Source organism: Halobacillus sp. ACCC02827, from assembly GCF_030291935.1.
Taxonomy (GTDB): Bacteria; Bacillota; Bacilli; order Bacillales; family Halobacillaceae; genus Halobacillus.
Window position 1 is genome coordinate 1,638,828 of sequence record NZ_CP128168.1, and the last position, 12,402, is coordinate 1,651,229.

13 protein-coding genes are annotated in these 12,402 nt (G+C 48.2%); 12 read left to right on the forward strand and 1 reads right to left on the reverse strand.

The annotated features are described in order from the left end of the window. Positions 1–73: 73 nt before the first annotated feature. The 11 genes from QRD89_RS08760 to QRD89_RS08810 all read left to right on the forward strand — a co-directional run bounded on the left by QRD89_RS08760 (position 74) and on the right by QRD89_RS08810 (position 10,136). A complete protein-coding gene (locus tag QRD89_RS08760; protein ID WP_286096745.1) occupies positions 74–802 on the forward strand; it encodes a phosphoadenylyl-sulfate reductase in 729 nt (242 codons plus the stop codon). A gap of 30 nt (positions 803–832) precedes the next feature. Then, positions 833–1,978, forward strand: coding sequence for a sulfate adenylyltransferase (gene sat / locus QRD89_RS08765; RefSeq protein WP_008637216.1), 1,146 nt, complete (start codon positions 833–835; stop codon positions 1,976–1,978). A 5-nt stretch (positions 1,979–1,983) separates the two neighbouring features. Then, positions 1,984–2,592 (forward strand): adenylyl-sulfate kinase, encoded by a 609-nt coding sequence (gene cysC, locus QRD89_RS08770; protein ID WP_008637215.1) that lies wholly within the window; start codon positions 1,984–1,986, stop codon positions 2,590–2,592. Then, entirely contained in the window at positions 2,593–3,372 is a 780-nt protein-coding gene (cobA, locus tag QRD89_RS08775; protein ID WP_008637214.1) for a uroporphyrinogen-III C-methyltransferase, read from the forward strand. A 17-nt stretch (positions 3,373–3,389) separates the two neighbouring features. Continuing rightward, a complete protein-coding gene (locus QRD89_RS08780; protein ID WP_008637213.1) occupies positions 3,390–4,130 on the forward strand; it encodes a sirohydrochlorin chelatase in 741 nt (246 codons plus the stop codon). Between the two features lie 13 nt (positions 4,131–4,143). Beyond that, on the forward strand, positions 4,144–4,782 hold the full coding sequence (locus QRD89_RS08785; protein WP_008637212.1) for an NAD(P)-dependent oxidoreductase: 639 nt from the start codon (positions 4,144–4,146) through the stop codon (positions 4,780–4,782). Further along, a complete protein-coding gene (locus QRD89_RS08790) occupies positions 4,770–5,585 on the forward strand; it encodes a uroporphyrinogen-III synthase (RefSeq protein WP_026577488.1) in 816 nt (271 codons plus the stop codon). The genes QRD89_RS08785 and QRD89_RS08790 overlap by 13 nt, the downstream gene beginning before the upstream one ends. Positions 5,586–5,607: 22 nt before the next feature. Further along, positions 5,608–7,416 (forward strand): assimilatory sulfite reductase (NADPH) flavoprotein subunit, encoded by a 1,809-nt coding sequence (locus tag QRD89_RS08795; protein ID WP_008637209.1) that lies wholly within the window; start codon positions 5,608–5,610, stop codon positions 7,414–7,416. 21 nt (positions 7,417–7,437) lie between these two features. After that, positions 7,438–9,150: an assimilatory sulfite reductase (NADPH) hemoprotein subunit gene (gene cysI, locus QRD89_RS08800; protein ID WP_008637208.1), complete on the forward strand. Its 1,713-nt coding sequence runs from the start codon at positions 7,438–7,440 to the stop codon at positions 9,148–9,150. Positions 9,151–9,214: 64 nt separating this feature from the next. Next, positions 9,215–9,655 carry an Hsp20/alpha crystallin family protein gene (locus QRD89_RS08805; protein WP_008637207.1) on the forward strand — a complete coding sequence of 147 codons (441 nt, stop codon included), beginning with the start codon at positions 9,215–9,217 and terminating at the stop codon, positions 9,653–9,655. Positions 9,656–9,755: 100 nt separating this feature from the next. Beyond that, complete coding sequence (locus tag QRD89_RS08810; protein ID WP_502875718.1) at positions 9,756–10,136, forward strand: YuzC family spore coat inner layer protein; 381 nt, start codon at positions 9,756–9,758, stop codon at positions 10,134–10,136. A gap of 97 nt (positions 10,137–10,233) precedes the next feature. On the opposite strand, the gene QRD89_RS08815 is transcribed toward QRD89_RS08810, so the two are convergent. Then, positions 10,234–11,562 carry an NCS2 family permease gene (locus QRD89_RS08815; protein WP_082794438.1) on the reverse strand — a complete coding sequence of 443 codons (1,329 nt, stop codon included), beginning with the start codon at positions 11,560–11,562 and terminating at the stop codon, positions 10,234–10,236. A 164-nt stretch (positions 11,563–11,726) separates the two neighbouring features. Here QRD89_RS08815 and sdaAB point away from each other — a divergent pair, with 164 nt between their 5' ends. Then, positions 11,727–12,389, forward strand: a complete 663-nt coding sequence (gene sdaAB, locus QRD89_RS08820) for an L-serine ammonia-lyase, iron-sulfur-dependent subunit beta (protein ID WP_026577483.1) — start codon at positions 11,727–11,729, stop codon at positions 12,387–12,389. The last annotated feature ends 13 nt before the right edge of the window (positions 12,390–12,402 follow it).

Genomic DNA, 12,402 nt, shown 5'->3' on the forward strand with positions numbered 1-12,402 from the left:
TATCTTACTTTCAGACGCCCTTCTTCTTTTCCGGAAGAGGGGCGTTTTTATTTGGAGAAAGGCAGGCGAGTGTATGGGAAACTTACTTACGTACCAGCATTTTTCCGGTGATCCATTCAAAAATGATCAGCCAGAGGATGATACGAAAGGCGCGAGAAAGGTCATTCAATGGGCATACGACCAGTATGGTTCTGACGTGGTTTATGCGTGCAGCTTCGGCGCAGAAGGAATGGTACTCATCGATCTGATTTCGCAGGTCAAACCGGATGCGGATGTCGTTTTTCTCGACACAGGTCTTCACTTCCAGGAAACCTACGATTTGATTGATAAAGTGAAGAAGCGGTATCCGGCGCTTCATATTCATATGAAATTACCGGAGCTTACAGTGGAAGAACAGGCAGAAGAGCATGGTTCCGCTTTGTGGAAGAGACAGCCGGACCAGTGTTGTTACATCCGGAAGATCAAACCGTTGGAAGAGGCACTGTCCGGTGCGGTTGCCTGGCTTTCCGGCCTGCGCAGAGAACAGTCCCCGAGCAGAGCGAAGACGGATTTCATCAACAAAGATGAACGGTTTAAGTCCGTGAAAGTTTGTCCACTGATACATTGGACTTGGGACGACGTATGGCATTATATCCGACTAAATAGCTTGGATTACAATGCTTTGCATGACCAAAACTATCCAAGTGTAGGATGTATTCCTTGTACATCCCAGGCCGTCGGCGACGACCGCTCCGGCCGCTGGAAAGGATTTAATAAAACGGAGTGTGGTCTTCACACCCCGGGCCCATCAGAAACGAATTAATCGAAACGAACTAATAGGAGGATGTATGAAATGGCAGTCATTAAACCCCATGGAGGGAAGTTAATCAATAGATGGAACGAAACACCGGAGGATTTACCGAAGGACAGTATCGAACTGGATGGAATGGCTCTCAGTGACGTGGAGCTGATCGGTAACGGAGCATACAGTCCGCTGGAAGGGTTCCTGAACAAGGAAGACTATGAATCCGTCGTCGATACGATGCGTTTGAAAGACGGGACACCCTGGAGCATTCCGATTACGCTGCCTGTAAGTCAAGAGAAGGCAGAATCGTTAGGAAAAGAAGCCAAGCTTATCCATGATGGAACGGTGTACGGTGTGATTGAGATCGAAGACATCTTCAAACCTGACAAAGAAAAAGAAGCGCAAAAAGTATATTTAACTACGGACCTTGCTCACCCGGGTGTCAAAAAGTTGTTTGAACGCCCCGACTATTATGTATCCGGTACTATCCAGGTTTTTGCTTCGTCAGCAAAAGAACACGGAGAAGAGTTTTACCTCGATCCGAAAGAAACGAGAGCACTTTTCGAAAAGAACGGATGGAGGAAGGTTGTCGGTTTCCAAACAAGGAACCCTGTCCACCGCGCCCACGAATATATTCAAAAAGCGGCCTTGGAGACGGTTGACGGTTTATTCCTGAACCCGTTGGTGGGCGAGACGAAGAGCGATGACATACCAAGTGATGTTCGGATGAAGAGCTACCAGGTACTGCTTGATCATTACTATCCGAAGGACCGCGTGACCCTGGCCGTTTTCCGTGCAGCCATGCGCTACGCAGGTCCAAGGGAAGCGATCTTCCATGCCATCGTCCGTAAAAACTTCGGCTGCTCTCATTTCATCGTCGGCCGTGACCACGCTGGAGTAGGCGACTACTACGGAACGTATGACGCACAGAAGATATTCTCACACTACGGCGAAGGCGAACTTGATATTACTCCGATGTTCTTTGAACACAGTTTTTATTGTAAGGCATGTGAAGCGATGGCCTCTCACAAGACGTGCCCGCACGATAAGGAAAATCACGTCATCCTTTCCGGAACCAAAGTCCGTGAGCTGTTACGGAGCGGGGAGAAACCGCCGAAGACATTCAGCCGCCCGGAAGTTGTAGAAGTTCTGATTGAAGGGCTGCAGGCGAAAGCTGCAGACGTAAAGGGGTGAAGGGAATGGAACGGAATCTTACTTGGCACGAAGCATCTGTAAGTCAGGAATCCTACCGGAAGAAGAATGGACACCACAGTGGTGTCCTCTGGTTCACGGGACTTTCCGGTTCCGGCAAGTCCAGCATCGCCAATCAGCTGAACCATCTCCTGCATGAGCGTGGTGTTCATACGTATCTGCTTGATGGCGACAACATCCGTCACGGATTGAATGCGGATCTCGGTTTTTCTGAAGCGGATCGTACGGAAAATATTCGAAGGATTGGGGAAGTCGCAAAGTTGTTTGCTGATAGTGGGACGATTGTACTGACAGCATTTATCTCTCCGTTCAAGAGTGACAGGGAGCAGGTGCGCGCATCAATTCCAGAAGGGGACTTCCTTGAGGTTTATGTTGAGTGTCCATTGGAAGCTTGTGAAGCACGTGATCCTAAAGGGCTTTATAAAAAAGCCCGCTCCGGAGAGATCAAAGGCTTTACTGGAATCGATTCTCCATATGAAGCCCCCGAAACACCGGAAGCTGTTGTTTCCTCTCATCAATATGATATCGAAGCATGTGCCGAACAGCTGTTGCAGGTTTTGGAAGAAAAAGGGTGGATACCGAAGGGAGCATCATAGATGGCTAAGGTTTATATTGTCGGAGCAGGACCAGGTGATTATGATTTGATTACGGTCAAAGGGCTGAAAGCAATCCAGCAGGCGGACGTTATTCTGTATGACCGGCTCATCAATCAAGAATTACTCGATGAAGCCCCGGATCATGCGGAGCTTATATTCTGTGGGAAACGGCCGGATCATCACGCCTTGACACAATCAACAATCAATCATCTTTTGTGTAAATATGCGCTTCAGGGCAAAACAGTCACTCGATTGAAAGGCGGCGATCCGTTCGTATTCGGGCGCGGTGGAGAAGAGGCGGAAGAACTTTCCCGACGCCAGATCGCTTTTGAAATTGTTCCCGGAATTACCTCCGGTATCGCGGCTCCCGCTTATGCAGGCATACCTGTCACCCATCGGGAATACAGTTCTTCCGTAGCCTTCATCTCCGGGGTAAGTAAGCTTGGCATTGAAGAGGATGCTTATTGGGAACACGTAGCGAAAAGTATGGACACTCTTTGTATATACATGGGTGTGAAGAAGCTGCCGGATATCTGCGGAAAACTCGTGAAACATGGCAGAGGGCTCGATACTCCTGTCGCTCTCGTTCGATGGGGCACGACGGAACAGCAGGAAACCGTTACCGGGACGCTTGAGGATATCGTTGCTAAAGCTGCAGATATGAAGAACCCGGCGATGATCGTCGTTGGTGAAGTTGTGAAATTGCGTGAGCAGCTGCAGTGGTTTGAATCGATACAGCAGGAGGACCAGGTGGACATCGCAAAATCGATTGTCGGCTGAATGAAAGGGGGAGAAAGATGGACGCAGTTCTCTATGTCAGTCATGGAAGCAGAAAGAAAGAAGCAACAGAGCAGGCGCTTGATTTTTTGAGTAAAGTCCAGGAAGAGATCGGCATTCCCCTTTTCGAACGATGTTTTCTTGAATTAGCCGAACCAGACATTGAGGAAGGAATCCACCGTCTTGTCAAGAAGGGTGCGACGAGAATCGCCGTTTTACCGGTACTGCTTCTGAGCGCGGGGCATTATTTTGAAGATATACCGGAGGAGCTTGATAAGGCGAAGCTGCGCTTTCCTGGTGTTGAACTGCATTACGGGGAACCCCTTGGAGTACAGGAGCGTATTATTGACGTCCTTGTTGATCGAGTAAGGGACATTGTTGCAGGGAATCAAACTCCTAATATCCTTCTCGTTGGAAGGGGCAGCAGACATCCATCAACAAGAACGGCAATGGAATTTATTGGAGAGCGTTTGCGGAGCAAAGCGGGTGCGGACAGTGTTCATGTTTGTTACCTTGCCGCAATCACTCCAAGCTACGATGAGGCTTTTCATGCAGTGTTGGAATCGGGTAAGCCTACCGTCGTCGTCCCGTACCTGTGGTTTACCGGAGTACTTCTCCGTTCTATGGAAGCTAAGGTGCAAAAGGCTGCGGAACAAGGATATGCGGTGAAGATTTCCGGACATTTGAATGACCATCCTCATATGATCGAAGCGATGGCGGATCGTGTGAAAGAAACGCTGGTGGGAATGAAGACACCTTGAGAGGAGACTTCCTGTGAACAGTCACTTACCTATGATGGTGGAATGGAAAGGGCGGAGAGTCGTCGTTGCCGGCGGTGGGCGCGTCGCGCTTAAGCGGGTGAAAACGCTGATGACCTGCCGCGCAGAAATAATCGTTGTCAGCCCTTCCCTCCATCCCGAGCTTTCCCTGTTGGAGAAGAGTGGGGAGATTACTTGTTACCGTCGAACGTTCACTAGTTCCGACAGCAAAGGAACGGACCTCCTGATCATTGCTACAAGCGACCAAAAAGAGAATGACCGTATTGCTGCTTTAAGTGAAAGGATACCACTGATCAACAGAGTGGATGGTGGCAGCGGGGGGAATGTACACTTTCCGGGGTTCCTTAAACGCGGGAGGTTGACAATATCCGTATCAACCGACGGAGCGAGTCCGATGCTTGCCTCCAAATTAAAACAACGCCTGGAAAGCGAATACGGCGAAGGCTATGGGGAGTATGTTGACTTCTTACATCACTGCCGTACGCTGCTTAAAGAAAGCAGTATGAACAAAGAAACACAGCATGATTTTTTAAGAGAAATCCTCAAGGAGGACTACCACGATACAGAAGCGCAAAAGCGGGTGCTTGATGATATACATAGCTATAGGAAAGGGGGAGGGACGTGTCAGGATTAACGAATAAACACATAGGTGTGGCAGCGGATCGAAGGTCGGAAGCCATTACTTCTCTTATAGAAAATTTAGGCGGCCGTGCCTCTGTCTATCCGATTCAAGGGAAGCAGGTGCTCCACGAAGAGCGCTGTGTGAGAAATGTCAAAGACTATCTGGATGAACCATTCGACCTTGTCGTCTTAACAACCGGAATCGGTGCAAGGACGCTTAACAATGCAGCCTCTGAAAGAAAATTGTCCCGTGCTTTTGTAAAAAAGCTGAACACGGAAACGCTTGCTGTTAGAGGTTCGAAGACAATGGATTGGTTAAAAGAAAACGAGATACAGCCGGCCCTCGTTGCGGCAGATGGGACGATGAAGGATCTTGTGGAGCGCATTCAGAAAGAAGCGGCTTCGGGTGGAAGGTTGTTCCTGCAGGCGTATGATCAGGATGATGCCGTATGGAAGGAATCCTTGGAACAACTTGGATTTTCCGTCTATTTATCAAAGCCTTACACATTTGAAAAGCCATCTTTGTCCATTATCGACAATTTGAAGAATGCTATTTTTGCGGGGGAACTGGATGCGGTGGTGTTTACGAGTAAAACTCAGGTGAAAAACTTGTTTGAAAAAGATGCGGATCGCAGCCGTCTCACCGCTTCCTTCGAAAAGGACGTCACAGCCGTCGCCGTTGGCAAAGTAACAGCAGAGGAGCTTGCCGGTCAGGGAATATCCACAGTGATTCAGCCCGCCCGTCCGAAAATGGGGGCGATGGTCGTCACACTTGATCGCTACTATAAAGCGAAAGCTTCCGAAATAAAAAAATAAAGGTTTTATGGAGGTGGAAATGTTGTCCTTACAAGTCAGCAACAGTCCGTTCAATAAAGATCAGGCGGACTTGTTAAACCAGTTATTAACATCATTAAGTAATCATCAAAAAATATGGTTAAGCGGGTATTTGGCATCTTCCCTGGCTTCAACCGAAGCAGACCCTGCTGCTCAGTCTCACCCTTCCACTACAGAGGAGAAGGCTGCTGCAACGAGGAGTATTACCATCCTCTACGGATCTCATACGGGGAACTGTCAGTCACTGGCAGAACAGTACAAGGAAACGTTGGATAAGAAGGGGTTTGAAACGACGTTATCAGCACTGGATGACTTCAAACCGAAGGCTTTGAAAAATGTAGAGGATCTTCTCATTTTGACCAGTACGCATGGAGAAGGAGACCCGCCGGATAACGCGCTGTCGTTTTATGAATTTATCCATGGGAAGCGTGCACCGAAGCTGGAGGGGGTTCGGTATTCGGTTTTGGCACTTGGAGACAGCTCTTATGACTTGTTCTGCGAGACCGGTAAAGTGATCGATGAGAAGCTCGCTGAACTTGGCGCGGAAAGGATGTATCCGAGGGTCGATTGTGATCTTGATTATGAAGATCCCGCGGAGGAGTGGTGGCGGGGCGTTAGTCAGCAGCTGGGTTCTGCGTCAGAAACCAATTCTCCTGCTGCAGCTGCTGCACCGCTTACGGACGACGTACCGGTCCACTCCAAATCTAATCCGTTTCAGGCGGAAGTGTTGGAGAACATCAATTTGAACGGGCAGGGTTCCAACAAAGAAACCCGGCATTTGGAGATCGACTTGGAAGGGTCCGGTCTGACCTATGAGCCTGGAGACAGTCTCGGAATCTATCCCCAAAATGAGCCTTCCTTGGTAGATGCACTGATTACAGAGATGAATTGGGATCCGGAGAGGTCCGTCTCAGTCAATAAGCAAGGGGAGGTCCGTGCGCTTAGAGAAGCGCTGCTGACCCATTTTGAGATTACGGTTCTTACCAAGCCCCTCCTCGAAAAGCTCGCTCCTTTTACTTCTAATGAGAGTTTAGCGGATCTCTTGACAGATAAAGAGCAAGTTTCCCAATACATTCACGGGAGGGATCTGTTGGATTTCGTCAAAGACTATGGACCTTGGGAAGTCGATGTCGATGCATTCCTTACTGCATTACGTAAGATTCCAGTACGTCTATATTCAATTGCCTCAAGCCTGAAAGCCAACCCCGACGAGGTTCATTTGACGGTAGGGGCGCTTCGATATGATTCTCATGGGAGAAAGCGGACGGGAGTCTGTTCCGGACAGTGTGCCGAAAGGACGAAACCCGGGGATCAGCTTTCGGTTTTTGTACAGAAAAACCAGAATTTCAAGCTTCCGGAAGACACGACCCGGCCGATCATCATGATCGGCGCTGGTACTGGTATTGCACCTTACCGTTCCTTTATGGAGGAATGGGAAGAGTCGGAAGCGGAAGGGAAGTCATGGCTGTTCTTCGGTGAACAGCACTTCGTGACGGACTTTCTTTATCAGACGGAATGGCAGAAATGGATCAAAGACGGCGTTCTGACGAATATGGACGTTGCCTTTTCCAGGGATACCGATCAAAAGGTCTATGTGCAGCACCGCCTGCGTGAAAAGAGTAAAGAGGTCTTCCAATGGATTGAGGAAGGTGCTTATCTTTATATTTGCGGCGATGAGAAACACATGGCGAAAGACGTGCAGGAAACCCTGCTTGATATCTTCCAGCAGGAAGGCGCTTATACAAGAGAAGAAGCAGAAAATTATTTGACAGAACTTAGAAAATCAAAGCGCTATCAGAGAGACGTTTACTAATAGCGGGAAGGAGTTTTACGGATGTCTGAACACAAAACATTGCATAAACCGGAAGGTCCTCCGAGTGAAATGGAAGAGATTAAAGAAAAGAGCCGGTTTTTACGGGGCGATCTTGTCGAGAGTTTCCAGGAGCCGCTTTCTGCAAGCATTCCTGATGATCAAACGAAGCTTTTGAAATTTCACGGCAGCTACATGCAGGATGACAGGGACCTGCGGAACGAACGAAAAAAGCAGAAATTAGAGCCGGCGTATCAATTCATGATCAGGGTGCGCCTTCCCGGTGGTGTGGCGACTCCCGACCAGTGGCTGGCTATGGATCGTCTGGCAGACCAGTACGGCAATGAAACGCTGAAACTGACGACCCGTCAGACGTTTCAAATGCACGGTATTTTAAAATGGAACATGAAGAAGACGATACAGGCGATGGATGCCGTATTGATGGACACCATTGCGGCATGTGGCGATGTGAACAGGAACGTCATGTGTAACGTTAACCCTGAGCAATCCGCCCTTCATAAAGAAGTGTATGAGTGGTCGAAGAAAGTGAGTGAACATCTCCTTCCGCGGACAAGAGCTTATCATGAAATTTGGCTGGATGAAGAAAAAGTGGTGGACGGTCAGGAAGAAGAGCCGATTTACGGACCGCTGTATCTGCCGAGGAAATTCAAAATAGGCATTGCCGTTCCACCTTCCAATGACGTGGATGTGTTTTCACAGGACCTGGGGTTCATCGCTGTATTGGACGATGGAAAGCTGCAGGGATTCAACGTCGTCGTTGGCGGGGGGATGGGAATGACCCACGGCGACACTTCGACATATCCGCAGCTCGGTCGTACCATCGGCTTCTGTGTGCCGGAGCAGGTGGTTGATGTAGCGGAGAAAATTTTGACGATACAGCGGGATTACGGCAATCGTTCCAATCGTAAGAACGCCCGGTTCAAGTACACGGTTGACAGATTAGGAGCCGATCAGATTCTGGAGGAACTTAATCGTCGATTAGGTTATGCGTTGGAAGAAGCGAAGGCATATCATTTTGATCACAACGGGGACCGGTACGGCTGGGTCAAAGGAGAAGACGGGACCTGGCACCACACATTCTTTATCCAGAATGGACGCATCAAGGATGCGGAAGGGTATAAATTAAAGGAAGCACTGAGAAAAATAGCGGAAACCCAAATCGGGGAATTCCGTCTGACCCCCAACCAAAACCTTATCATCTCACGAGTATCAGAAGCGGAGAAGCCTGTGATTGAAGCATTGATTGAACAATACGGGTTGTCGGACGGCAGCCAGAATTCTGCTCTCCGTCGAAATTCAATGGCATGTGTTTCGATGCCGACTTGCGGATTGGCGATGGCGGAGGCGGAGCGGTATCTCCCGACATTGATCGACCACCTGGAAGAGATTTTAGATGAAGCCGGATTGAAAGAACAGGAGATCGTTATCCGGATGTCCGGATGCCCGAATGGGTGTTCCCGCCCGGCGTTGGGAGAGATCGGATTCATTGGAAAAGGGCCTGGCAAATATAACATGTATCTCGGAGCTGGATTCACAGGGGATCGTTTGAATAAATTGTATAGAGAGAACATTGGTGAAGAAGAAATCCTTAAAGAGCTGAAACCGATGATTCACCGCTATGCGAAGGAAAGGGAAGAGGACGAGAAATTCGGAGACTTCGTTATCCGCAAAGGCTATGTAAAAGCGGTGGCATCCGGTCTTGATTTCCATGAGTGAGGAACCTGAAGATTGATCTGGGCATATGTTGGTAGGGTATAACTTCAACCAAAGAGGTGTCCCTATGAAGAATAAAAACGATCATTTGCCGGATTTGTTTCAGCAGGATTTGGAAGATGTGATGAAAGTAGTTGATTCCTTTTTTGGAGATGCCTTCCAGAAGCTCGATCACTATATCCAAACCACCACTATTCCGATAGAGGTGGTTGAAACAGACAAAGAATACACGATTGAAGCATATCTTCCGGGAGTTAAGCGAGAGCAGATTCATCTTGAACATGTCGGCAGCCAGGTGAGAATCAGGGTGGAGGGTTCCGAGGATCGTTACGTTCATGATCACTCCATGAATTATTTTAATCAGAGCCGTTCGTTTACTCGGAAAGAAAGAATCATTCCACTTCCATTCACTGTTTCAGACACTGTCTTTCGGGCATCTTTCCAAGACGGCCTGCTGACGATTTTATTTAAAAAGCAGGGTTCGTCTATCATTCCTATTGAAGATTAAAAAAGAAGACGTTTCAACGTCTTCTTTTTTTGTTTTCTTTTCTGCCTATTCACATAAACATGAAGAAAGGAGCAAACAAGGGGAGGTTTTATTCTTGCCTATGGTCTGGGTACCCTATCCCTATTTCATGTATGATTACCGGATTCCTGCTTATGTTCAAGTCGGCAGACCAGCTTTCCCTGAAGTCGACAGCAGCTTGTTTCGTCAATCTGCGAAGGCAGCGAAACAAATGATGAACGGGGCAGAGAAAGTGATGGAGCGGGTGGAGGCATCGAAGGAATTCGCCGATGAGCTAATGGAGGCAGCTCAGCGGTCGAATCGTCCAAAGGTGGAACAAATGATTAAAGAGGCTGGAGCAGTGGGAGATTTCGACTTTGATTATAACCCGGAGAGGATCAAAATTCAGTGGAAAGGCACGGCTGGAGGGGTGGACTGCTGCAAAATGACCGTAATGCTCCGCTGGCGTGTCCAAAGAGGTTAGGGATTTGTAGCGAAATAAAAAACCGGCTGATCGCCCTTCTTCAAGAGAAAGGGTGCAGCCGGTTTTTTTAGAGAACGGGTAAATACGTTCATCTGTATTAATGTCCAAGTGAACGAACGATAAATTCAATGAGAAAGATCATGGCGATAAGAACGACCGGTGCCGACAATTCCCTTTGCTTTCCAATAGCAAACTTGACAATAGGGTAGGCAATAAATCCAAAAGCCATCCCATCTGCTATGGAATAAGTGAACGGAATCATCACAATGATAAGAAAGGCCGGCATGGACTCTGATAATTGGTCAATCGGAATCTCTTTGATGTTCTGCACCATAAGTGCCCCGACGATGATTAGAATCGGCGCAATAGCTGTAGAAGGCACCATAGAGATCCAAGGGATTAGAAAAAGCGTCCCGATGAACAACACAGCCATCGTCAAGCTCGATTTTCCGCTTCTACCGCCTGAGGCTATAACAGCTGCACTCTCTGCGGATGAAACAGTAGGCGAAGTGCCGAGGAACCCTGTCGTAAGTGCGGAAAAGGCAGACGCCTGATAAGAACGTTTGAACTTCCCTTCTTGATCAAGCATTCCCAGCTGTCCGTGGATCAAACCCATGTTTTCAAAGATGAGTACGATCGCCAGCGGAAAGACCGCCATCCAAAAACCGAATTGTCCAATGGTTGAAAAGTCCGGCATATAGGCGAAGGATTGGCTTCCGAGAGAAATGGGATCTCCTTTTTCACCAAGAACGCCGGTGAACTTCGCAAGAATCGTTCCTGCGACCATCGTGATCAGGAAGTTCCCAGGTACATTTCTGGTGAAGAGGAAAATGCCGATAAACAGCGTCAGGATACTCGTCATTACGAGTGCTGACGAGGGGTTTCCAAGGGCAATCAACGAGTGATCGCCTTTGACGACAAGTCCACCTTTCTCCAATCCGATCAATGTAAGGAATAAACCTAATCCGACCGTAATGGCGTGCTTCAAAGAAGAAGGGATCGCCTGCTTCAGCCAGTCTCCAAGCTTCGTAAATGCTGTGATGAGAAACAGTATCGAAGCAACGACGACAACGGCCAGCCCCTGCTGGAAATCCATTCCTGTCCCTTCGACAATGGAATAGGCGAATAAAGCGTTGACCCCCATACCTGGTATCAGAACCATAGGTGCGTTCGCATATAAGGCCATGATCAAACAGCCTAGTGCACTGGCAAGAATCGTTGCCACCATTCCGCTTTCAAGCGGAAGTCCGGCACTCTCCATGATCTGGCTGTTGACAGCTACGATGTAAACAGTCGTAAAATAGCCGATTAAACCTGCCAGACCCTCTTTCTTCCAGTCTGCACGATTGCTTTGCTGATTGAGCATTTCAATCTCCTCTATGAAGTTATCCCTCTCCCACCCGGTTACCGAGTAACCCACAACCATCTATTTTACTCTTGATTAAAGTATCTTACAAGCAGCATTATTTGTATTCTAGTAAAATGGAGGTGAAAATCTCAAGTTTGTGATAAGATGATAGGGGATTATTCGATGTTAGTAAGCGTTTTCTTTCGTGCAATAGAGACAGAAACAAGGGGAAGGTGAAACAAATGAAATATCGTTCTGTTTTCGATATCATCGGACCTGTCATGATCGGTCCGTCCAGTTCACATACAGCAGGTGCGGCCAGGATAGGCAGAGCCGCACGTCATTTATTCGGCAGAGAGCCCAAATATGCGCATATCCATCTGTATGGATCATTTGCAAAAACTTATAAAGGGCACGGTACAGATGTCGCGATTATCGGAGGGCTGCTCGATTACGATACCGACGATCAGCGGATCCGGGAATCTTTGGTAACAGCAAGGAAGAACGGAATGAAAATCCGTTTTTATGAGGAGGATTCCCATACGGATCACCCGAACACCGCCCGCGTCAAAATAGGTGATGAGGATGGAGAACTTGAGCTTGTAGGCATATCCATCGGAGGCGGTAAGGCGGAGATTACGGAGCTGAACGGCTTTGAACTGCGTTTGTCGGGAAGCCACCCTGCCATTTTATTGATTCATAATGATCGTTACGGAGCAATTGCCTCTGCGACGGCGGTCCTTGCCAGGAATGAAATCAATATCGGTAGAATGGAAGTATCGAGGAAAGCGCAGGGAGAACAGGCGCTTATGGTGATCGAAGTGGATCAGAATATCGACGACTCCGTTTTGAACGAGTTGGAGCGTGCTGATCATATTACACAAGTAGCCAAAATATCAGACTGACAACAAAGAAAGG

What these genes read in the sequence shown, in the direction of transcription:
- cobA (WP_008637214.1), top strand. Translation starts at nt 2,593, where the DNA reads ATGGCTAAGGTTTATATTGTCGGAGCAGGACCAGGTGATTATGATTTG.
- sat (WP_008637216.1), top strand. Translation starts at nt 833, where the DNA reads ATGGCAGTCATTAAACCCCATGGAGGGAAGTTAATCAATAGATGGAAC.
- QRD89_RS08780 (WP_008637213.1), top strand. Translation starts at nt 3,390, where the DNA reads ATGGACGCAGTTCTCTATGTCAGTCATGGAAGCAGAAAGAAAGAAGCA.
- cysI (WP_008637208.1), top strand. Translation starts at nt 7,438, where the DNA reads ATGTCTGAACACAAAACATTGCATAAACCGGAAGGTCCTCCGAGTGAA.
- QRD89_RS08810 (WP_502875718.1), top strand. Translation starts at nt 9,756, where the DNA reads ATGGTCTGGGTACCCTATCCCTATTTCATGTATGATTACCGGATTCCT.
- QRD89_RS08805 (WP_008637207.1), top strand. Translation starts at nt 9,215, where the DNA reads ATGAAGAATAAAAACGATCATTTGCCGGATTTGTTTCAGCAGGATTTG.
- QRD89_RS08760 (WP_286096745.1), top strand. Translation starts at nt 74, where the DNA reads ATGGGAAACTTACTTACGTACCAGCATTTTTCCGGTGATCCATTCAAA.
- sdaAB (WP_026577483.1), top strand. Translation starts at nt 11,727, where the DNA reads ATGAAATATCGTTCTGTTTTCGATATCATCGGACCTGTCATGATCGGT.
- cysC (WP_008637215.1), top strand. Translation starts at nt 1,984, where the DNA reads ATGGAACGGAATCTTACTTGGCACGAAGCATCTGTAAGTCAGGAATCC.
- QRD89_RS08815 (WP_082794438.1), bottom strand. Translation starts at nt 11,562, where the DNA reads ATGGTTGTGGGTTACTCGGTAACCGGGTGGGAGAGGGATAACTTCATA.